Consider the following 21,457-nt stretch of genomic DNA (forward strand, 5'->3'; position numbering starts at 1 on the left):
GGAGACAAGAGTGTTGTTATGAAAAATATCAATCCCAGTCAAACTGCCGCATGGCGCGCTCTGCAACAGCATTTTTCCACGATGGAACAGGTGCAAATCAGCGAACTGTTTGCTCATGACCCGGATCGTTTCTCACGCTTTTCCGCCACGTTTGATGACCTGATGCTGGTGGACTACTCCAAGAACCGTATTACCCAGGAAACGCTGGATAAGTTGCTCAGTCTTGCGCGCGAAACGCAGTTGAGAGAGGCCATTGCCTCGATGTTCTCTGGTGAGAAAATTAACCGCACCGAAGATCGCGCGGTACTGCACGTTGCGCTGCGTAACCGTAGCAATACGCCCATTGTGGTGGATGGCAAAGATGTGATGCCAGAGGTCAATGCGGTATTGCAGAAGATGAAAGGCTTTAGCGAGCGTATCATCAGCGGTAGCTGGAAAGGCTATACCGGCAAGGCGATTACCGATGTGGTGAATATCGGCATCGGTGGTTCGGATCTTGGCCCCTTCATGGTGACGGAAGCGCTGCGGCCGTTTAAGAACCACCTTAACATGCACTTCGTGTCCAACGTTGATGGCACACACATCGCTGAAACCCTGAAAACGCTGAACCCGGAAACCACGCTGGTGCTGGTTGCCTCAAAAACCTTCACCACGCAGGAAACCATGACCAACGCCCATTCGGCGCGCGACTGGTTCCTGAAAACCGCGCAGGATGAGCAGCATGTTGCCAAGCATTTCGCCGCGCTCTCCACCAATGCCAGCGCGGTCAGCGCATTCGGTATTGATACCGCCAATATGTTTGAATTTTGGGATTGGGTCGGCGGTCGCTACTCTCTGTGGTCTGCCATCGGCTTGTCGATTATCCTCTCTATCGGTTTTGACAACTTTGAGCAATTGCTGAGCGGCGCGCACGCCATGGATCAGCACTTTGCCACCACGCCTATCGAGAAAAACCTGCCAGTGATGTTGGCGCTGATCGGGATCTGGTACAACAATTTCTTTGGCGCGGAAACTGAAGCGATCCTGCCTTACGATCAGTACATGCACCGTTTTGCGGCCTACTTCCAGCAGGGCAACATGGAGTCCAACGGTAAGTATGTCGACCGCGACGGTAATCCAGTGACCTACCAAACCGGGCCGATTATCTGGGGCGAGCCGGGCACTAACGGGCAGCATGCGTTTTATCAGTTGATTCACCAAGGGACAAAACTGGTGCCGTGTGATTTCATAGCACCGGCGGTGAGCCACAATCCGTTGGGCGATCACCACGGTAAGCTGCTCTCTAACTTCTTTGCCCAGACCGAAGCGCTGGCATTTGGTAAATCCCGTGAGGTGGTGGAAGCCGAGTTTGCCGCGCAGGGAAAAACGGCGCAGCAGGTTGAGCATGTTGCGCCGTTCAAAGTGTTTGAAGGCAATCGTCCAACCAACTCCATCCTGTTGCGCGAAATAACGCCTTACAGCCTGGGCGCGCTTATCGCGCTGTATGAACACAAGATCTTCACCCAGGGTGCGATTCTGAACATCTATACTTTCGATCAGTGGGGTGTTGAGTTGGGCAAACAACTGGCAAACCGCATTTTGCCGGAATTGGAAAATGACCAGCCGGTGAGCAGCCACGACAGTTCGACCAACGGTTTGATTAACCGCTTTAAAAACTGGCGCGCCTGATTCGTGGACGCCGATAGGGGGATATCCCCCCTTTTGTCATCAACATGGAGGGACGTATGCAGAAACGTGCTTTATTGGGCATCGCCGTGGCGGTTTTACTGGCAGGATGCAGCACCAGCAAGGAATTGAGTTCAGTCGGGCAGTCGGTCAAGTTTACTGATAAGCAACCCGGCAGCGAATGCCGTCTGGTGGGGCAGGTGACAGGCTCGCAGTCCACTTGGTTAACGGGTCATGATGAGGGTAACGCTCAGCGCGGCGCGGCCAACGATCTGCGTAACAAGGCGGCGGCGCTCGGCGGTAACGTCATCTATGGCGCCACCAGTTCCAGCGAAAGCTTCTGGTCGAGCTTTGCACCGCTTGATAGCAAGCTGGTCGGGCAGGTTTATCACTGCCCCTAAGCGACAGGCCTTCACAGGCGGATGCTCGCTGAGCCGCCGTCTGTGAAGAATTTCTGTTAGTTGGGCTTCAGCAACTGCAAATCCAGTAGCGTTTTGCTCGCTTCCCCGCCAATCTCGCGCGTCAAACGCGGTACCAGATAGCCGGAGACCTGCGACAGCAGTTTTTTCATGATGTCGCGTGCTTCTTCATCGCTCACCAAAAAATGCGCTGCGCCTTGTACTTTGTCCAGCACGTGCAGGTAGTAAGGCAGTACGCCTGCGTTAAACAGCGCGTTGCTCAGCGCCGCAAGCGTCGAGGCGTTATCATTCACGCCGCGCAGCAATATGCTTTGATTCAGCAGCGTAACGCCAGCCTGACGCAAACGTGCCATACTTTCACTCAGTTCGCTGTCTATTTCGTTGGCATGGTTGATGTGTGTCACCAGCAGCACGCGAAGGCGCGTTTGCGATAAGCGTTGACACAACGCCTCGGTAATTCGCGCCGGGATCACCACCGGCAACCGGCTGTGAATACGTAGGCGTTGCACGTGGGGAATGGTTTCCAGTTCGGTGATAAGCCAGTCCAACTCATGGTCTTTCGCCATCAGCGGATCTCCCCCGGAGAAAATAATTTCATCCAGTTCAGGATGCTGGCGAATATAGTCCAGCGCCTGACGCCAGTTGCTCTTGTTGCCCTGATTGTCCTGATAGGGAAAGTGGCGACGGAAGCAATAGCGGCAGTTGACCGCGCAGCCGCCTTTGACCAGCAACAAGGCGCGGTTGTGGTATTTATGGAGTAATCCAGGCACCACGCTGTGCTGTTCATCAAGCGGATCGACGCTGAACCCGGGGGTTACCTCGAATTCGTCCTGCGCAGTCAGTACTTGCAGCAATAGCGGATCGATATGGTCCCCTTTGCGCATCCGCGCGGCAAAGGACCAAGGTACGCTCAAGGGAAATAGCGTGCGCGCTTGTGCCCCTTTACGTAGCTCAGGGTGGTCATCCAGCGCCAAAAAGTGCAAAAGTTGGAGAGGGTCGGTAATGACATCCGCAAGTTGATGCAACCAATCTTCTCTGGGATGGGGTTTTAGGGTTACAATGTGTGCCATTTTTTGGCTGAGTACCAGTATCAAATAGTAGAGGGCCTTTATGGCGACTTATTTTAGCAACGATTTTCGTTCCGGTCTTAAAATCGTGTTTGAAGGCGAGCCTTACGCTGTCGAATCCAGTGAATTCGTTAAGCCAGGTAAAGGGCAGGCTTTCGCGCGCGTGAAAATGCGCCGTTTGCTGACCGGCAAACTGATTGAAAAAACCTTCAAATCCACCGACAGCGCCGAAGGTGCTGATGTGGTCGATATGAACCTGACCTACCTGTATAACGACGGTGAGTTCTGGCATTTCATGAACAATGAAACGTTTGAACAACTGGCCGCTGATTCCAAAGCTGTTGGCGATAACGCCAAATGGCTGCTGGATCAGGCTGAATGTATCGTGACGTTGTGGAACGGCCAACCGATTTCGGTAACGCCGCCAAACTTCGTGGAACTGGAGATCGTGGATACCGATCCGGGTCTGAAGGGCGATACAGCAGGGACTGGCGGTAAGCCGGCAACGTTGACCACAGGTGCCGTGGTAAAAGTGCCGTTGTTTGTTCAGATTGGCGAAGTTATCAAAGTGGATACGCGTTCTGGCGAATACGTTTCCCGCGTGAAATAAGCACTTCCCTGCCAAAAACACCGTCGGCTTTGCTGGCGGTTTTTTTGTCCCACGTCTGGTCAACGCGAACGTTTGCTACCCATTCAGCCACGAACGCTGCTTCATGACAGAGCCTGTACCTTCAGATATCAAGGCGTAAGCTCACGAACCGGGAAACACCCGCTCGCACAGAAAATCTACCAATACACGTACCTTCGGCGACGGATGTTTGCTCGCGGGCCACAGCAAGTGAAAAACGCCTGTGCGCTCCACATAATCGACCAGAATGGGCTGTAATCGGCCATCGGCCAGCAGATCGCGAATAGAGAAGTCCGGCAGATAGGCGATACCCAACCCTTGCAGTGCGAAGCACACGCACGTCTCTATGTTGTTGCAGATCATCGCCGTAGGCAGTTGCAACAGTGGCTCTCCGGGAGCGAGTCGCAACGCCCAAGGCTCCAGCTTACCGCTGTGGGGAAAGCGATAGTGCAGGCAGCGGTGTCGCAGCAGGTCGGCAGGCACCAAGCCGACGAGCGGTGAGACGCGAGTCGTGTGGCTCACCGGTGCGCACCACTGCATCAAAGCCTTCTTCGATCACATTAACGATCTGATCGGTGAAATCGAGATCCAGCCCGATCTCTGGATACGTATGCATAAATTCACTGAGTACCGGCAGTACTAGCGAACTGACCAGCGGCAGGCTCACTCGTAGGCGCCCCCGCGGCGTGCCGTTGGCCTGTAGATCCAACTCTGCGGCTTCGATCTCGGCCAGAATGCGCCGACAGCGCTCCAGAAACAGGGTGCCCTCAGCCGTCAGGGTAATGTTACGCGTGCTGCGATGGAACAGGCGTACGCCCAGTTTTTCTTCCAGACGTGCCACGCTCTTGCCGACGACCGAGGCTGACACCCCCAGCAACTGCCCCGCTGCCACAAAGCTGCGTGTTTCTGCCACCTGCACGAACACCACAAAGCCGTTAAGGCTGTCCATATCGCCCTCCCATTGCGGACAGTTTATTCCGCATAGCAAGGAACTGTATCCATCTTTTTTTGAGTCACAAGTTCTCTATCGTCAAGGCATGCCCGATCTAGCAACCGATGAAATCAAGGACTTTAACGTGACGACTCCTCTCTCCCCATGCGCTCAGGTGTTCCCTCTGCGCATCTCTCCACCCGTATTCAGAATGTTATCCAGCAGGCGTTGGAGACGCATCGTCTGGTGGGTAGCGTTGTCTTGGTGGCGCACCATGGTGCGTTGATTTACCAGCAGGCGGCCGGATGGGCCGATCGTGAACACGCACAGCCGATGGCGTTGGACACGATCTTTCGGCTGGCATCGGTGAGTAAACCCATCGTGTCGACGGCGGCGTTGGTGCTGGTGGCTCAGGGAAAATTCGGTCTGGATGACGACATCTCTCGCTGGCTGCCCGAATTTCAGCCTCGGTTGCCCGATGGATCAGCCACGTCGATCACGGTGCGGCAGTTGCTCAGCCATACCGCTGGACTGGGCTACCGCTTCTTCGAGGCGGATGCAAATGGCCCCTACGCGCAGGCTGGGATATCGGATGGTATGGATGCATCCGGCATCACGCTGGATGAGAATTTACGTCGTCTCGCCAGCGTGCCACTGCTGTATGTGCCGGGTACTGCCTTGGGGTACTCGCTGGCGACGGATGTGCTGGGGGCCTTGATTGCGCGTGTTCAGGGCTCGTCATTGGACAAGGCGGTACGTGAACTTGTGACCGGCCCACTGGGTATGGTGGATACCGGCTTCGTCGTTGACGATCCGTTACGTGTGGCGACGGCCTATGTTAATGACACAACGCAACCCCATCAGTTGGCTGAAGGCGAAACCGTTTCTGCCTTTGAGGGGCGGTCGGTATTACGTATAGCCCGGCGCGAATCTTCGATGCTGAAGCCTTTCCTTCAGGGGGGGCAGGCATGTCGGGCCGCTTCGTTACCGATCTGCGAGATGCGGTGTACGAGGCGCCGGGGGAAGCACAATGACATGCCGTAAACAGGAGCGCTTGCCGTTGGCCTCACTGTTGGCGTTAGCCACGGCAGCTTTCATTACCATCCTGACTGAAGCCCTGCCTGCGGGGCTGTTACTGCAAATGGCGCAAGGTCTTGCGGTGTCCGAAGCCTGGGTGGGCCAAACGTCACCTTCTATGCCATTGGCTCACTGGTTGCGGCGATCCCTTTGATGGCGGCCACGCAAGGCATGCGCCGGCGTCCACTACTGTTATCGGCCCTGGCGGGTTTCGCGATTACCAATACCGTTACGACATTTTCCGGCAGCTATATCCTGACGATGGTGGCTCGCTTTCTGGCGGGAGTGTCAGCCGGGCTATTGTGGGCATTGCTGGCAGGTTATGCTGCACGCATGGTACCGGACTACCAGAAGGGACGCGCTATTGCTATCGCCATGGTCGGCACGCCCTTGGCGCTGTCGCTCGGCGTGCCAGCAGGAACGTTTTTAGGCCATTTGGTGGGCTGGCGGATGTGTTTTGGCCTCATGAGCGCATTGGCGTTACTGCTTATTCTGTGGGTGCGCGTTCAGGTTCCAGACTTTGCCTGGCAGCCTGCGGGCAAGCGATTGTCGTTAGGCGCCGTATTTATCATCGCCGGGGTGCGTCCGGTGCTGTTCGTGGTATTGGCGTTTGTGCTGGCGCACAACATCCTTTACACCTACATTGCCCCGTTCTTGGCGGCGGCGGGCATGGTCGAACGCACGGACGTGATACTGCTGGTGTTTGGCGTCGCCTCGTTGCTGGGGATCGGGATCATCGGCGTACTGATTGACCGGCATTTGCGTGCGTTGACGCTGACCAGTACGCTATTGTTCGGTCTGTCTGCGCTGGCGCTTGGTGTTCGGGTGATATGCCTGTCGTGGTGTATACGGCAGTTGCGGTTTGGGGGTTGGCATTCGGCGGTGCGGCAACGCTGTTTCAAACCGCCGTCGCCAAAACCGCCGGAGAGGCGGCCGATGTGGCGCAATCGATGCTGGTGACGGCCTGGAATCTGGCGATTGCTGGTGGCGGTATCCTTGGCGGGCTGTTGCTGGACAGCCTGGGCGTTTCGGCGTTCTCTCCGGCGCTTTTGGTGCTGCTAACGGCAACGCTGATCGTGGTTTGGGTTGCTCGGCAGCAGGGGTTCCGCGCGATGCCGTGTTGAAACGTCAGTCGTGCCGGCCCCCTCAGCCACTGTCAAACCCCTTCGCGCTCTGTGCTACAGACAGGCACTTTCTTGTGGCGTAACCACTGCGCAGGTTTCAGTTCGCTGACCAGCACCCCGATAACAATCAGCGCGGCACCCACAATCGCTAAGCCGGGCAAACGGTCACCGGCAAGACGACCGACAATGCCCGCCCACACCGGTTCGCTGGAGTAGATGACGGTGGCACGCGTAGGGGACACTGCCTTTTGCGCCCAGTTCATGGTCAGTTGAATCACAATGCTGGGCGGCACCAAGGCCGATGCCGCCCAGCAACCAGGCCCAGGAGAAGGCGGGCAACGACTCACCGGTTACCGGCATTAACAGCAGGGATAGCAGTCCCGCCGTCAGCAACTTTACAGTAGTCACCCAGCGCACATCGACTTTCCCGGCGAAATGGCCGATAAGAATGATTTCGGCCGCAATCGCCAGCGCACTGAGCAGCGTGACCCATTCGCCCTGACTCATACTGAGATGGCCCGCATCGGGTCCTGCCAACAGCATCAGGCCGACAAACGCGAAAACAATCCCCACCAGACTCATGACGCCGGGGCGTCGCCGTAGCACCAGCCATTGCAGCAGCGGCACCAGAGGGACATACAGCGCGGTAATAAACGCCGATTGGCTGCTGGTGATGGTTTGCAGGCCATAGGTTTGTAAACCGTAGCCCAGCAGGATACTTGCTCCGATGGCAAAACCCGCATAGCACTCCTGAAGTGTCAGTCCCGCCAATGCGCGCCGAAAAACCAGAAGGCTGATGATACCGGCCGTGGTAAAGCGCAGCCCAACAAAAAACAGCGGACCACTGTGCTGCATGGCCAGATGAACCACTAAAAGGTGGTTCACCACACTAGTGTGATCAGGATTAACGCCCACTCCTGGGGTTTGATGCCCAGTATAGGGTGGGGGATGGCAGAAAAGTAACGTTGCATTGCAGGTTCAGACAAAAGAGATCAGCTTTCCATCATAGGGGGAATGTTGTCGATAAGCCATCCCCCTCGTCGGCTAGCGTAGTGTACAGGCAACCTCCTCCAATTGGCTGATGACCGTGTTCCATCCTTCAAAAAAGCCTGATTTTTCATGTTGTTCACGTGAGGCTTCGTCCTGATGGATAACCTGAACGGTATAACAGCTGCCCAGCGCGTAATCAGACAACGAAATGAGCGTAGTAAAGGCCAATTCGGGGATGGCAGGCCGCCAGCCTGCGGTCAGCATCGACGTGAACACGATACGGGCGTGGGGAATCACCTCCAAAAAGCACCAGATGTGTTCACTGCGATCGTCGCCCGTCCCCTGAATCCGGGTATGAAATGCCCCGCCGGGTTGCAGATCGAGGGCGATAACCTCAGTGGTGCCCGGTTTTGGGCTCCACCAGACTTTGAGCCATTCTGGGTCTGACCAGGCACGCCATATTGCATGTCGCGGGGTGTCCAGAACTCGGGTAATCACAAGATTGCGGGTATCCGCAGGTTGAGGTATTGACAGTGTCATGGCGTGACTCCTGATAAGCGTGAACACCAGTGTGCCGCCTATTTTCAGTGACACCGGAACAAAAAACGTTTATCGCGGCAGGATTGACTACGCTTACTGAAGGCGGTGGAGATCTCCTCGGTAGTATTACTTTCCCTTTTACCTCTCCCTTGAGAAGGAAAATAACCCATGTTCAAAAAAAGCGTGCTTATTCTTGCCTCATTGTTGATGCTATTTGCGTTGACCGCTTTGTAATACCACCAGAGGTATTTGGGCATGATGTCGAAGCGGGTGGGAAAGCCATTCAACGCAATGCGCAGTAGTCAATAAACTGCCCGAACATTGCACTACATGGCGATGAAAGGACGCTGAGCGGCGGCGTCCTATAGACACCTGTCCGCCGCAGTGATATATCCGTGATCTTTCTTCACGCCACTCTCGTGGCCGGTAGAAAAACGGGTATTTTGCGTAGCGGAATGGATGGAGAAGTACGATGTCGCCGTTGTTTATTACTGTAGGCATGCTGACCCTGAGCAATGTGTTTATGACGTTCGCCTGGTATGGTCATTTGCGTTATTTCAGTGGACGTACCTGGCTGATTGCCGCACTGGTCAGTTGGGGGAATTGCATTGTTTGAATACCTGTTGCAGGTGCCGGCCAACCGCATCGGCTATCAGGTGGCCTCTGCGGGGCAACTAAAGATTTTGCAGGAAGTGATCAGTCTGACGGTATTTATTCCGTTCTCAATGATCATTCTGAAAGAGCTGTTCCGTACCGATTTCATCTGGGCCGGTCTCTGCTTGTTGGGCGCGGTATTTTTCATGTTCAAAGATAAGATTCTGGGTTAATGGTTGCTGCATTTCCCCTATCGCTACGGCTGGCTTGTGTAACCAGCCGTATTTTACCTTAGGCTAATTTCCGCACGACAGCCGTTGCTGGCATTAATACAGAACCATCCTCGGCATGCGGCACCATGTAGGGAATCGGGTTGCCCGTGCGCGTATCAATCAGATCTGAGTGTCGCTCACCGTGCTTGAACCGGTGTCGTTCTCCCCATTGTCGTAGCGCCACTATCACCGGAAACAGCTTTTCTCCCTCAGATGTCAGTACGTACTCCTGATAAGCCGTACCGTCTGAAGCGTCCTGCATCTCTAGAATGCCTGCATTAACCAGCTTGCGCAGACGATCGGAAAGGATGTTGCGCGCCACGCTCAGGCTGCGTTGAAAATCACCGAAACGGCGCACGCCATCAAAGGCATCACGCACAATGAGCAGTGACCAGCGATCGCCAACCACATCGACACAGCGTGCAACGGGACAAGGTTCGTTGTTTATGGTTTCACGGTTTGGCATGGCATTTCCTGGCCGTTTGGTGTGGAACAGTAATCAAGTTGCATTTTAAAACCAGATAACCTAACATTCAATTGGTTTTATTTTGCAACTGGATTGTGTGGCGTTATGTGATGAAGCGTTCCCTCCCATTACCGTTGAGTCAAAACAGCTCGCTGGCCCAGCCATCTGATATGCCCCGCAGCCTGATAGTGCTGTTCGCTATTGCCAGTGGCTTGAGCGTGGCAAATGTCTGTTACGCCCAGCCTCTGCTTGATGCGCTGGCGGTGGATTTTGGTATCAGTCAGGCCACGGTCGGCGGTGTGGTCACGGCGACTCAGGTTGGCTGTGCCCTGGCACTGTTACTGCTGGTGCCATTAGGCGATCGCGTTGAACGTCGTCGCTTGATGATCATGCAACTCGCCGCGCTGGTGACAGCCTTACTCATCGTTAGCATGGCATCGTCTACACCCGTGCTATTGGTGGGGATGCTGGCGATTGGACTGCTGGGAACCGCGATGACACAGGGGTTAATCGCCTATGCTGCCAGCACTGCTTCTTCCCATGAACGGGGACGCGTTGTTGGCGCAACACAAGGCGGTGTGTTTATAGGCCTGTTGCTGGCGCGGGTGTTTGCGGGAGGTGTAAGCGATGTTGCGGGTTGGCGAGGCGTTTACTGCGGTGCTGATGGTAGCGACGGCGCTACCGTTATGGCTACGGTTACCGTTTTTGCCTCCCTTACCGCAATGCATGAGCTATCCACAACTGATTGCGTCGATGTTGATGTTACTGCGACAGAAGATGGTGCTGAAAGTCCGTGGTATGTTGGCATTGCTGATGTTTGCCGCCTTCAACATTTTCTGGAGTGCGCTAGTGTTGCCCTTGAGCGCGCCGCCTTATGGGTTCTCGCACACAGTGATTGGTGCTTTTGGGCTGGTGGGCGTGGCTGGCTGCCTCGCGCGCCGGACGATGGGCGGATCGGAGATATGCTCAACATACCAGTGCGTTTGCGCTGCTGGCATTACTGCTGGCATGGTGGCCTCTGTCGCTGATGGATGCATCGTGTGGGCGCTGGTAGTGGGGATTGTGCTGCTCGATCTGGGCGGGCAGGCGCTGCACGTAACCAACCAAAGCCTGATATTTCGTGCCCGGCCTGAGGCTCATAGCCGTTTGGTTGCTCTCTATATGCTGTTTTACGCGCTGGGCAGTGGGATGGGCGCGTTTAGCACTACCCTGACGTATGCGCATGTGGGGTTGCAGGGGGTGTGTATGCTGGGGGCGACTGTTAGCCTGCTGGCGTTGTTGTTATGGTGGTTCACGCGGCGGGTTGCTACGCCAGAATAAAAAACGGCCCGCAATGCGGGCCGTAGCAGATGACAGCGGATGGTGTGTTACAGAGTGACGACACCGATCACGGTGACCACACTCAGGATGGCTGCCAAACCGTAGAATACCCATTTTCCTGCCGGAACGTGAATTTTCAGGTCATGCATCAGGTGATGCAGACGGTGCAAGCCACACCAGATAGGCAGAATGATCATCAGCAGCAGAAACAGCCGCCCGATAAGGCTATGGGAGAAAGCGGCGATGCGCTCATAGCTCAGCACTTCCGGGAACATCCCCAGCGGTAGCAGCACCCCGACCAGCAGGATAATCACGGGTGAGAAAATGGCGGTCCACATCCCACCGGCACCGAACAGTCCCCAGAAGGGAGGCTCATCGGAACGTTTTGGCGTTGGATTAATCACGTTGTTCCCCTCCAAGCAGAATAGTAACGTGATGGCGAGAATAGCCAGCGTGACGATGACGGTTACAACCCACAGCCCTTTTATAACCGGCTCAGGCCCCATTTTTTCATCTTTTACGATGATGATGCTGGCTTTGGGCGCCAGTTCAAACCAGGGGATTTGGTGTGAATAGCTGCCGCCACCAGTGCGATGATGTTAATCAGCAGCACCAGCGGGTTTTGCAGGAAACCGACAAATCAGGCCCAGCCTTCTGCGCCGTGTTTTAACGAAAACACGCCATAGATCAGCACAATGCTGAACCATACCGCAGGAGCGGCGGTCATTTCGCGCAGCATGTAAAAGCGATAGAACCCGAGCCGTTGCCACCAGCTTGCAGGCATGCTGCGAACGTATTCTTTACGCTTGGTTGTCATTGTTGCTTCCCTCATTGCGGTTTCAGCATAGCGATCATGAAGTCCTTGGCGCTTTCGACCTTACCTTGCTGAATGGCAGCGGCAGGATCGACATGCTTCGGACACACTTCTGAGCAGTAACCGACAAAGGTACAACTCCAGACACCGTTTTTACCGTTCAATTGCGGCATGCGCTCTTTCTTGCCGTGGTCGCGGTTATCCAGGTTGTAACGGTGTGCCAGCGTGATGGCAGCCGGGCCGATAAACTCAGGATTAAGGCCAAGCTGCGGGCACGCGGCGTAGCACAGGCCACAGTTGATGCAGTCGGAGAACTGATGGTATTTCGCCATTTGCGCCAGTGTCTGCTTGTTGGCGCCGTCAGCCGGTGTTTTGTTGTTGCCGATGATGTAAGGCTTGATGGCTTCCAGACTCTCGATAAAGTGGGTCATATCGACCACCAGATCGCGCTCGATCGGGAAGTTGCCCAGCGCTTCCACCTTCATACCGCTGGTCGCGTAGTCGCGCAAAAAGGTTTTGCACGCCAGCTTCGGCACGTTATTCACCATCATGCCGCAGGAGCCACAGATAGCCATACGGCAGGACCAACGGTAAGAGAGGTCCGGTGCCAGGTTATCTTTGATGTAACCCAGCGCATCCAGCAGGGACGTTTCCCGGCTGTAAGGCACGTCGAAGGTCTCGGCGTGCGGTGCCTTATCGGTTTCCGGGTTATAGCGCATGACTTCCATTTTCAGGGTAGCTAACTCAGCCATTCGCTTGCTCCTCCTTGCTCTTTTCCTGGGCTTCCGCTTCGGCACCGTACACGCGTTTTGCCGGTGGCAGCGTGGTGATCTTCACGTCGCCATAGACCAGACGCGGTGCGCCGTTCGGGTTGTAATACGCCAGCGTATGCTTCAGGAAATTAACGTCATCGCGTTCAGTGCAACCTTCGTCCAGACGTTGGTGTGCGCCGCGTGATTCTTTACGGTTGATAGCAGAGTGTGCCATACATTCAGCGACATCCAGGCTGTGGCCCAGTTCGATGTTGTAAAGCAGGTCGGTATTGAACACGCTGGAATGGTCGTGAATCTTCACGCGCTTGAAGCTCTCTTTCAGCTCAGCGAGTTTATCCACGGTTTTCTGCATCAGGTCGGTGGTGCGGATAAATACCGCAACCTTCTTCCATCGACATGCCCATTTCGTCGCGGATTTTCGCCCAGCTTTCCGTGCCTTCCTGATTCATCAGGTCATGCAGACGCTGCTCAATATCGCGCGTTTGCGCATCCAGTGCGCTGCCGTTGGCGGGTGCCGCTTCTTGCGCACGGCGCACCGCATTTTCCCCGGCCATACGACCAAACACCACCAGTTCTGCCAGTGAGTTGGAGCCAAGGCGGTTAGCACCGTGCAGGCCCACCTAAGAACATTCGCCTGCCGCAAACAGCCCTTTGAGGGTGGTTTCGCAATCCTGATTGGTTTCAATGCCGCCCATGGTGTAGTGCGCCGTCGGACGAATTGGAATCGGCTCTTTCACCGGATCGACGCCAACGTAGGCTTTTGCCAGTTCGCAGATAAACGGCAGACGCTCTTTCAGCTTTTTCTCGCCCAGATGACGCAGGTCGAGGTAAACCACGTCGCCCAACGGGGTAGAGACCGTGCGGCCAGCACGCCATTCGTGCCAGAAGGCTTGCAATACTTTGTCGCGCGGGCCCAGTTCCATATATTTGTTTTTCGGCTCGCCGAGTGGCGTTTCTGGTCCCATGCCGTAATCTTGCAGATAGCGGTAGCCATCTTTGTTGACCATGATATCGCCTTCACCACGGCAGCCTTCGGTCATCATGATACCGGAACCCGGCAGGCCGGTCGGGTGATATTGCACGAATTACATATCGCGCAGCGCCACGCCCATGCCGTCACCAGTGACGATGCCGCCGTTGGTGTTGTAACGGTAAACACGGTCAGCACCGCCGGTCGCCAGCACGACCGCATTAGCGCGGATTTGCACCAGCGAGCCTTCCATCATGTTGATGGCGACAAGACCACGCGCCTGACCGTCATCGACCAGAATATCCAACACAAAGTGCTCATCAAAGCGTTGGATTTGTGGGTATTTCAGTGAGGTCTGGAACATGGTGTGCAGCATGTGGAAGCCGGTTTTATCCGCGGCAAACCAGGTGCGCTTAATTTTCATACCGCCAAAACGACGGACGTTGACGGAACCGTCGGGTTTACGGCTCCAGGGGCAACCCCATTGTTCTAGCTGGATCATCTCCCGTGGACATTGATGAACAAAATGTTCAACGACATCTTGCTCGCAGAGCCAGTCGCCACCAGCAACGGTGTCGTGGAAGTGAAAATCAAAACTATCGTGATCCTGAGTGACTGCGGCTGAACAATCCTCGGCGGCTACGGTGTGGCTACGCATTGGGTAGACTTTTGATATCAGCGCAATTTTCAGTTGGGGATTAGCTTCAGCGGCAGCGATTGCCGCACGTAAACCAGCGCCCCCGGCCCCGATAATGGCCAAATCGGCATTAAAGGTTTGCACTGCACTCCCCCAGTTACTAAAGTTAATTAAGTTAAATTAAAAATAATATATTCGATTCGTTAATCTCTATTTTCCACCGAACGCTTTCTGTAATTCATCGATATTTAAAGCAATTCGCGGACACATATTAAGAATAGCTAAACCTATATTTTTTGTGTGGAAATGATTATACCGAATTATGAGTAGGTGAAATTTGATGTGATCCAGCATTTTGTTTTTTTATTGTGTTTTGATTTTGGCAATAACAGCATGATGGTTAACGCTATTGTCGGATAAATAACACTTTTATTTCTTTAATAAGGAGCTGGCTCACGGTAATTGCACATAATGTTCTGGATATCGGTATCAAAAGGCCTATGCAGGAGGGAAACCTGAGCACGAGAAACAGCGGGAGAGACAGGGCGTGATTGTAGCGGCGTTGAATTGTTTGCAGGCGAATATACGGGTAGACTGCATCCCCTGTTTGCGTTAGGAGTTTAGGAGTAAAGAAACATGTGCGAAGGCGCACTCTGGCAGCCCACCGCCACCATTGAAAACTTATTGAAACGTGCAGCCATCGTCTCAGAAATTCGACGATTTTTCTCCGATCGCGGCGTATTGGAAGTGGAAACACCGGCCATGAGTCAGGCAACGGTGACGGATGTACATATTGTCCCGTTCCAGACGCGTTTTGTCGGACCAGGCGTATCTGAAGGGATGACGCTCTACCTGATGACCAGCCCTGAATACCATATGAAGCGCTTGCTCGCCGCAGGCAGCGGACCTGTCTTTCAACTGTGCCGTAGTTTCCGTAATGAAGAGTCTGGACGATACCATAATCCAGAGTTCACTATGCTTGAGTGGTATCGCCCCCACTACGATATGTATCGCTTGATGGACGAAGTGGACGATTTATTACAGCAAGTACTGGAGTGTGAAAGCGCAGAGCGTCTCTCATATCAGCAGGTTTTTCAGCGTCATCTTGACGTGGACCCGCTTTCTGCGGATAAGGCGCAATTGCGAGAAGCGGCGGATAAGCTTGGCATGGGCGATCTCGCCAGCCGTGAAGAGGATCGTGACACGCTGTTGCAAATGCTATTTACTTTCGGCGTGGAACCGCACATTGTGCACGACAAACCAGCCTTTGTGTATCACTTCCCGGCGTCACAGGCTTCGCTGGCTGAAATCAGCTCTGAAGATCACCGGGTGGCGGAGCGCTTCGAGGCCTATTTCAAAGGTATTGAGCTGGCAAACGGTTTTCGCGAATTGACGGACAGCGATGAGCAGCGCCAACGTTTTGAGCAGGATAACCGCAAACGTGCCGCTAACGGGCTTTCTCAGCAACCGATTGATGAATATCTGCTGGCGGCGTTGAAACAGGGAATGCCTGCCTGTTCTGGCGTCGCGTTAGGGGTGGATCGTCTGATTATGCTGGCGTTAAAAGCGGAAACCATTGGTGAGGTGATGGCCTTCACCGTCGGGCGTTCGTAATCATCAAATCACCGTTCCTACGCGTGTTTGGTTTTCTCTGAGGCTATCTGCCTGTTACAACCCACCTTCCGGCCGGTTGGCTGAACTCGGACTGTGTCCATCAATACGCACGGAACTCATCTGCACCTGGAACGGCGGGAACGGCATCTCCATGTTGTTCTCGCGGTAGGCTTCCAGAATCAACTGGTGAATCTCATGACGCAGCGGCATGCGATGCCCCATTTCTGCGGCAAAGATACGCAATTCGAAAATCTGGATACCCTGACGTAAATCCACCAGAAAGGCTTCTGGCGGCGGGTTTTCCAATACCAACGGGCAGCGTTTCACCGCATTGAGCAACAGTTCGGTCACTTTTTGGCTATCGGCATCGACTGGTGCTGGGATGGTCAGCACCACGCGCGTCACCGAATCCGACAGCGACCAGTTGATAAACTGCTCGGTGATGAAGGCCTTGTTGGGCACGATGATCTCTTTTCTGTCCCAATCGGTAATTGTGGTGGCTCGGGTATTGATGCGCATAATGCTGCCGGTGAGATCGCGAATGGTCACGGTGTCGCCAATGCGGATAGGTTTTTCAAACAGAATGATCAGGCCGGAGATAAAGTTGGCGAAGATCTCCTGCAAACCAAAGCCAAGGCCTACGGTCAGGGCCGCAACCAGCCACTGGAGTTGTGACCATTCAATCCCGATAAACGAGAACCCTACCAGGCAGCCAATCAGCATCAGCATGTATTTGCTGACGGTGATAATGGCATAGCCAGAACCGGGGGAGAGATCGAGGTGCTGAAGCAATGCTAGCTCAAGCAGCGCGGGCAGGTTGCGCACCACCTGCGTCGTGATGCTGAAAATCAGAATCGAAGTTAGCACCGCTCCAAGGGTAATCGGCTGTACCTTATCGACCCCTTTCACCGTACTGGTGACTTCCCACAGATTAATGTTTTCTAAGAAGCTGAATGCGGAGTAGATTTCTGACCACAGGACAATCACTGACACCAGTGCGATCAGCGTCAGAATGGATCGCACCAGTTGCAGCGATTTGGCGCTGATGGTATCCAGATCGACCACTGGCTCTTCGATGGTGTCTGAGGTGGTTTCCACTAAGATACCCGACTCTTCTTCACCGCGGGCACGCTGCGCCAATATTTCGGCGCGCCGCTGTTTGGCCCTATCAAACGCGATGCGTCGGCGTTGGATCAGCATCCAGCGCCGTATCACGTGGTAAACCACCAGCAGGAAGAACCAGATGGCGACCGAGGTTTCCAACCGCGCCAGCAAGGCTTTCGACGTGGCCAGATAGCCAACACCCGATGCCAGCGCCGCAATCAGGGGCGCACTGATCATCAGGTTCCACAGCGCACGGTTGATGGTGTTTTCTCCTGAGCCTTCCTTGTTCAGGTAGAGCGGAATACCGGCTCGTTTCAGGCTGGTGGTCACCAGACTCAACGCCAGACACAGCAAAATAAAGCACAGTCGCCCCAGCGTGCTGGAAAACTCGCGTTCGTTGAGGTTTTCAAACGTGATGATCGCCATGATCAGCGGAACAATAAAGGCGATCGATAATCGGTAGTAGCGCATGGCGCGCGCGACGCGCTCGGGTGACCAGCGTAAGTGGGCAATAAACAGCCCATTCGAATGGGCGAAGGAGGCGCTGACCATCACCAGCCACATCAGCGGGACGGTGGCGGTCACGCTGTCACCGATCGCGACGGCGATGGGGTAGGGCCAGGCGTTTTGCAAGCCGTACCCCAATGCGGCCCACAGCACGGGCAGCGGGAGCGCAATCAGTAGCGAATAGAACAGAGTACGCAGCGTCAGCGAAAAATGATCGAGGGTAACTTTGCCGATACGGCTGCTGGCGCGCTCTAAAAAGGCGTTGTAGTGACGGCGCGAACTGATGCCGAAGCCGACTAAAATCAGCGCGCCCATCAGCGGGAACGCGGTTTCCCGACTGGTCACCACCATGATGACGGCGCTGCTGAGCTGAGTAAAGGTATCCAGCGAGAGCAGATGGTAAAGCGCCTGCACCACCTGTACCGGGAAGGCGAAGGAAATAGGATTCACATCGGCAACCCAGAACAGGTAGCGGTGAACCGCCTCGCGGATTTCCAGCAGCGCTTCTTCCAGTTGGCTGGTCGCCACTTTGAGCTTGGTCAGTTTAAGGATCTGCGCATCGGTGCCGGAAATCAGCGATGTGAGTAAGTCACGCTGGGTACGAATCTGATCGCCAAGCACGCATTGCTGACTGTTACTGTTGGGCGTGCAGTTCTCTTGTCTCGGGCGTTCTGAGGTGCGGGCAGCACTGAGTAGGTTTTCATAGCGTAACCGTTGTACGCGCAACTGGGCCATGTCGGTGTCCAGTCGTTGCGGTTGCGGCATGTCCGGCAGGCGTGCCACCTGTGCGCGCAGTGCTTCACCCAGTACGGTAGATGCCCCAATCCACTGCGCTTGCTCACGCAACGTGCTGAGTGCTTGCCGCACTTGCTGCGTTTGGGTGGTTGCCTGACGCTGCTGTGAGGCGATCAAATCAAGACGCTGTGCCTGCTGATTGAGTTCCTGAGATAGTTCGCGGTTAAGCTGTAGCCGTTCGCTGATGACCGCGGGCAAATCATCACCGCGTTCCACCAACTGCTCTGTGCGTTCGAGCACTTTCTTCGCTTCACGCTGGCGTAAGTTGTTGATGCTGGAACGTAATGCTTGTAGTTGTTGATCCAGCCTGTCGTGGCGCAACTGGTAGAGTTCCACGCGTAAGCGGGAGAGCTCCTGGCGATTACTGGCGGAAAGCTGGGCCAGTTCCAATTCATCAACTCGGCTTTGGCGCAACGCCTGCTGGGCTTGCAATAACACTAACTGCGCCTGGACCAGCGGTGTGACCGGATTGCCTAACGATTGGATTTGACGATCAATTTCGTTTAATACCCGGCTGGCTTCGGTTTGCTGCTGCGGCAGTTGGGCCAGAGAATCGATCACTTCACGCAGTCGCTCTCGTTCCTGTTGCAGTTGGCGTGATTGATCCAGCAGTTGGCTGCTGGTTTGCACCACTTTTTGCTCCAAATCGACAACCGAGAGTTTGTCGCTAATGGCGGTGGTTTTATTTTCTTCAGCTGCCAGCAGGCGGCGCAATTCCTGCGTCAGTTTGGGGAAATCGTCAATAACGTGTTGATATTGCTCTGTGCGTGCCAGTGACTCTTTGCGTTCCTGCAAGATGTTTAACGCAAGACGAAACTGTTCGACGATATCAGCCTGATCGGGGGTGTTTTTATTGGCTTCAGTCTGTTCCAACTGTTGGCGCACCAGCGCCTCGTTAGGCACCGGGGCTGCCAGCGCGGTGACAGAGAGCAAAACAGCAGCAAAGAAAATCACGAGTTGACGCACGATGGTTCTCCCTCTCTCACGCAGGTTCGCTGGCACACAGGTTACTTAATGCGTGTGGTGCATTGCGTCATCGCCATGGTCCGTCGCATCCGGCACAGATTCTGCGGCAACGGGTGCTTCTTCTGTGGAATCCACCATTTTTGCTTCTGCAAAGGGTTCGCCCACACGGGTAACACTCAGCGGATTAAGGTGCGCGACAAACTGAAGCGTATTGGGCACAAACAGATTGATTACCGTAGAGCCCAGTTTGAAACGGCCCATTTCCTCGCCTTTTTGCAGGGCGATGGCACCTTGCTCACCCGCCGCAGGATAGGTCCAACGCTTGATGATGCCTTCGCGTGGCGGCGTCACGGTGCCAGACCAGACGGTCTCAATGCTACCGACAATAGTCGCACCCACCAGAATTTGTACCATCGGGCCAAAATCGGTATCGAACAGGCAGATAACGCGCTCGTTGCGGGCAAAAAGATTGGGTACGTTGTCAGCGGTAAACAGATTGACGGAAAACAGGTCGCCCGGTACGTAGATCATTTCACGCAGCACGCCGTCGCAAGGCATATGCACACGGTGGTAATCGCGCGGCGAGAGGTAGGTAGTAGCGAACAGGCCATCGCGAAAGCGATCGGCCATCACGTAATTGCCTGCCAGCAGCGCTTCCAGCGAGTAGTCGTGGCCTTTGGCCTGAATCAACTTACCGTCGACAATGAGGCCCATTTGCGATAATACGCCATCAGCCGGCTGCACCACGCTGTGTGCGTACGGATCAATCGGGCGCACGTCCGGACGCAGCGGGCGCACGAAAAAGTCATTGAACGTCCGGTAGGCACCGGTATCCGGGTGCTGCGCTTCCTGCATGTTCACTTTGTAGTAGCGAACGAAAAGATCGATAACCCCTTTGGTAAGCCTGCCGGCCTGCTTGTCTGCACCCCAGCCTGCTAACCGCGTCAGTGCGATTTTCGGTAGCCAGTATTGTAAGGCGATTTTCAGTTTATCCAGCACAGTGAGCTCCTTAGGTTTTTATGCGCCCATCTAAAAAGGGGCGCATTGTAGCGATGGATGCGGTAAAAGTCAGCGGTCCGTATCAGAATCAGAGAAGGTTTTACGCGTTTTTACCTGCGCCATGCTCTCCAGAATACGGTGATAGTTATTGAAACGTTCTTCGGCTATGTCGCCGCGCTCCACGGCAGCGCGCAGCGCACAACCTGGATCGTTATCGTGGCGGCAATCGCGGAATTTACAGGTGCCGAGGTAGGGCCGGAAATCGATAAAGCCCTGTGTAACTTGCTCCGGCTCCAGATGCCATAAGCCAAATTCACGCACGCCGGGGGAATCAATCACATGGCCACCGTGCGGGAAGTGATACAACCGGGCCGCCGTGGTGGTGTGTTGGCCCAAACCGGACACATCGGACACGTCGTTGACCAGAATCTTGGCGGCGTCAGGGTAGAGTAATGCGTTCAGCAAGCTGGATTTTCCCACCCCGGATTGGCCGGCAAAAATGCTGATCCTGTCCGTTAAGGCATGCTTCAGCGCCTCCATCCCTTGCTGCGTGTGGCTTGATACCATGATGACCGGATAGTGCAGCGCACGATAAATGTCCATCAGCCCATCGACAAACGCGCGGCCTTCATCATCCAGCAGGTCGATTTTGTTCAGCACAATCAGGGGGGCGACCTCCAGGGTTTCGCAGGCCACCAGATAGCGGTCAATGATGTTCAGTGACAGCTCAGGCAAAATCGCGGAAACGATCACCACCTGATCGATATTGGCGGCGATAGGTTTAACGCCGTCATAAAAGTCCGGGCGTGTCAGCACCGACTCGCGCGGGTGCACCGCCTCAACGATACCGCTGATCCCGGCCCGCGTCTCTTTACCGGCACGCCACACCACGCGATCGCCGGTGACCAGAGATTTGATGGTACGACGAATATTACACCGGTGGATAATACCATCCTGCGCTTCCACATCCGCATGCATACCAAAACGGCTGATAATGATACCTTCTTGCGGCTCTTCCAACTGGTTGTCATCCCACTCGATTTTGCTTTCTCTGTGCTTAAGACGACGTTGGTGGTTCGCTGTAACTCGACGTTGCTGTCCTTTGGACAGTTTATTTTTGCTCACTGAGCCTCACTTGAACTGTGGTTATCGCCCACAATAGCTGAAGAGACTATAATACACGCT

General features: G+C 54.7%; 15 protein-coding genes and 7 pseudogenes. 10 read left to right on the forward strand and 12 right to left on the reverse strand.

The genetic code is table 11. The features are described from left to right. Window positions 1–18: 18 nt before the first annotated feature. Both pgi and JZM30_RS00580 read left to right on the forward strand, forming a co-directional pair. Entirely contained in the window at window positions 19–1,668 is a 1,650-nt protein-coding gene (pgi, locus tag JZM30_RS00575; protein WP_252317204.1) for a glucose-6-phosphate isomerase, read from the forward strand. 56 nt (window positions 1,669–1,724) lie between these two features. Continuing rightward, a complete protein-coding gene (locus JZM30_RS00580) occupies window positions 1,725–2,066 on the forward strand; it encodes a DUF4156 domain-containing protein (protein WP_252317205.1) in 342 nt (113 codons plus the stop codon). A 56-nt stretch (window positions 2,067–2,122) separates the two neighbouring features. Here JZM30_RS00580 and epmB read toward each other — a convergent pair whose 3' ends face one another. Beyond that, window positions 2,123–3,154: an EF-P beta-lysylation protein EpmB gene (epmB, locus tag JZM30_RS00585; protein WP_252317206.1), complete on the reverse strand. Its 1,032-nt coding sequence runs from the start codon at window positions 3,152–3,154 to the stop codon at window positions 2,123–2,125. A 40-nt stretch (window positions 3,155–3,194) separates the two neighbouring features. Between epmB and efp the strand changes: the two genes are divergently transcribed. After that, complete coding sequence (efp, locus tag JZM30_RS00590; RefSeq protein ID WP_252317207.1) at window positions 3,195–3,761, forward strand: elongation factor P; 567 nt, start codon at window positions 3,195–3,197, stop codon at window positions 3,759–3,761. Window positions 3,762–3,902: 141 nt separating this feature from the next. Here the strand turns inward: efp and JZM30_RS00595 are convergent. Then, window positions 3,903–4,728 (reverse strand): annotated as a pseudogene (locus tag JZM30_RS00595) (LysR family transcriptional regulator). A 147-nt stretch (window positions 4,729–4,875) separates the two neighbouring features. Between JZM30_RS00595 and JZM30_RS00600 the strand changes: the two are divergent. Beyond that, window positions 4,876–5,687, forward strand: a pseudogene (locus tag JZM30_RS00600) (serine hydrolase domain-containing protein); the annotation flags it as partial. Window positions 5,688–5,740: 53 nt separating this feature from the next. Further along, window positions 5,741–6,911: pseudogene (locus JZM30_RS00605) on the forward strand (MFS transporter). A gap of 32 nt (window positions 6,912–6,943) precedes the next feature. On the opposite strand, the pseudogene JZM30_RS00610 reads toward JZM30_RS00605, so the two are convergent. Together JZM30_RS00610 and JZM30_RS00615 are read right to left on the reverse strand one after the other, a co-directional pair. Further along, window positions 6,944–7,882: pseudogene (locus JZM30_RS00610) on the reverse strand (DMT family transporter). 73 nt (window positions 7,883–7,955) lie between these two features. Next, entirely contained in the window at window positions 7,956–8,441 is a 486-nt protein-coding gene (locus JZM30_RS00615) for an SRPBCC domain-containing protein (RefSeq protein WP_252317208.1), read from the reverse strand. Window positions 8,442–8,488: 47 nt separating this feature from the next. Here JZM30_RS00615 and JZM30_RS00620 point away from each other — a divergent pair, with 47 nt between their 5' ends. The 3 genes from JZM30_RS00620 (at window position 8,489) to JZM30_RS24190 (ending at window position 9,268) form a co-directional block, all read left to right on the forward strand. Continuing rightward, entirely contained in the window at window positions 8,489–8,743 is a 255-nt protein-coding gene (locus JZM30_RS00620) for a hypothetical protein (RefSeq protein WP_252317209.1), read from the forward strand. Between the two features lie 170 nt (window positions 8,744–8,913). Further along, window positions 8,914–9,057: a DMT family protein gene (locus tag JZM30_RS24185; protein ID WP_367115928.1), complete on the forward strand. Its 144-nt coding sequence runs from the start codon at window positions 8,914–8,916 to the stop codon at window positions 9,055–9,057. Then, window positions 9,050–9,268, forward strand: a complete 219-nt coding sequence (locus JZM30_RS24190; RefSeq protein WP_367115927.1) for a DMT family protein — start codon at window positions 9,050–9,052, stop codon at window positions 9,266–9,268. The genes JZM30_RS24185 and JZM30_RS24190 overlap by 8 nt, the downstream gene beginning before the upstream one ends. 58 nt (window positions 9,269–9,326) lie before the next feature. On the opposite strand, the gene JZM30_RS00630 is transcribed toward JZM30_RS24190, so the two are convergent. Beyond that, window positions 9,327–9,773: a winged helix-turn-helix transcriptional regulator gene (locus JZM30_RS00630; RefSeq protein WP_252317210.1), complete on the reverse strand. Its 447-nt coding sequence runs from the start codon at window positions 9,771–9,773 to the stop codon at window positions 9,327–9,329. A gap of 170 nt (window positions 9,774–9,943) precedes the next feature. Between JZM30_RS00630 and JZM30_RS00635 the strand changes: the two are divergent. Then, a pseudogene (locus JZM30_RS00635) lies at window positions 9,944–11,093 on the forward strand (MFS transporter). A 47-nt stretch (window positions 11,094–11,140) separates the two neighbouring features. On the opposite strand, the gene frdD reads toward JZM30_RS00635, so the two are convergent. From frdD to frdA, 4 genes and pseudogenes are all read right to left on the reverse strand, one after another. Further along, window positions 11,141–11,497 (reverse strand): fumarate reductase subunit FrdD, encoded by a 357-nt coding sequence (gene frdD / locus JZM30_RS00640; protein ID WP_252317952.1) that lies wholly within the window; start codon window positions 11,495–11,497, stop codon window positions 11,141–11,143. 21 nt (window positions 11,498–11,518) lie between these two features. Continuing rightward, window positions 11,519–11,910, reverse strand: a pseudogene (gene frdC, locus JZM30_RS00645) (fumarate reductase subunit FrdC); the annotation flags it as partial. 11 nt (window positions 11,911–11,921) lie between these two features. Next, entirely contained in the window at window positions 11,922–12,659 is a 738-nt protein-coding gene (locus tag JZM30_RS00650) for a succinate dehydrogenase/fumarate reductase iron-sulfur subunit (protein ID WP_252317211.1), read from the reverse strand. Next, window positions 12,652–14,431, reverse strand: a pseudogene (gene frdA / locus JZM30_RS00655) (fumarate reductase (quinol) flavoprotein subunit). The gene JZM30_RS00650 and the pseudogene frdA overlap by 8 nt, the downstream one beginning before the upstream one ends. A 492-nt stretch (window positions 14,432–14,923) precedes the next feature. Here frdA and epmA point away from each other — a divergent pair. Beyond that, a complete protein-coding gene (gene epmA / locus JZM30_RS00660) occupies window positions 14,924–15,901 on the forward strand; it encodes an elongation factor P--(R)-beta-lysine ligase (protein ID WP_252317212.1) in 978 nt (325 codons plus the stop codon). Window positions 15,902–15,955: 54 nt separating this feature from the next. Here epmA and mscM read toward each other — a convergent pair whose 3' ends face one another. From mscM to rsgA, 3 genes are all read right to left on the reverse strand, one after another. Further along, a complete protein-coding gene (gene mscM, locus JZM30_RS00665) occupies window positions 15,956–19,273 on the reverse strand; it encodes a miniconductance mechanosensitive channel MscM (protein ID WP_252317213.1) in 3,318 nt (1,105 codons plus the stop codon). Between the two features lie 45 nt (window positions 19,274–19,318). Beyond that, the gene (gene asd / locus JZM30_RS00670; protein WP_252317214.1) at window positions 19,319–20,272 is read right to left on the reverse strand and encodes an archaetidylserine decarboxylase; all 954 of its coding nucleotides are present in this window, start codon (window positions 20,270–20,272) and stop codon (window positions 19,319–19,321) included. Between the two features lie 69 nt (window positions 20,273–20,341). Next, window positions 20,342–21,397, reverse strand: coding sequence for a small ribosomal subunit biogenesis GTPase RsgA (gene rsgA / locus JZM30_RS00675; RefSeq protein WP_252317215.1), 1,056 nt, complete (start codon window positions 21,395–21,397; stop codon window positions 20,342–20,344). Window positions 21,398–21,457: the final 60 nt, after the last annotated feature.

Source organism: Candidatus Symbiopectobacterium endolongispinus, from assembly GCF_018777385.1.
GTDB classification, from domain to species: domain Bacteria; phylum Pseudomonadota; class Gammaproteobacteria; order Enterobacterales; family Enterobacteriaceae; genus Symbiopectobacterium; species Symbiopectobacterium endolongispinus.

What these genes read in the sequence shown, in the direction of transcription:
- pgi (WP_252317204.1), top strand. Translation starts at nt 19, where the DNA reads ATGAAAAATATCAATCCCAGTCAAACTGCCGCATGGCGCGCTCTGCAA.
- JZM30_RS00580 (WP_252317205.1), top strand. Translation starts at nt 1,725, where the DNA reads ATGCAGAAACGTGCTTTATTGGGCATCGCCGTGGCGGTTTTACTGGCA.
- epmB (WP_252317206.1), bottom strand. Translation starts at nt 3,154, where the DNA reads ATGGCACACATTGTAACCCTAAAACCCCATCCCAGAGAAGATTGGTTG.
- efp (WP_252317207.1), top strand. Translation starts at nt 3,195, where the DNA reads ATGGCGACTTATTTTAGCAACGATTTTCGTTCCGGTCTTAAAATCGTG.
- JZM30_RS00615 (WP_252317208.1), bottom strand. Translation starts at nt 8,441, where the DNA reads ATGACACTGTCAATACCTCAACCTGCGGATACCCGCAATCTTGTGATT.
- JZM30_RS24185 (WP_367115928.1), top strand. Translation starts at nt 8,914, where the DNA reads ATGTCGCCGTTGTTTATTACTGTAGGCATGCTGACCCTGAGCAATGTG.
- JZM30_RS00630 (WP_252317210.1), bottom strand. Translation starts at nt 9,773, where the DNA reads ATGCCAAACCGTGAAACCATAAACAACGAACCTTGTCCCGTTGCACGC.
- JZM30_RS00650 (WP_252317211.1), bottom strand. Translation starts at nt 12,659, where the DNA reads ATGGCTGAGTTAGCTACCCTGAAAATGGAAGTCATGCGCTATAACCCG.
- epmA (WP_252317212.1), top strand. Translation starts at nt 14,924, where the DNA reads ATGTGCGAAGGCGCACTCTGGCAGCCCACCGCCACCATTGAAAACTTA.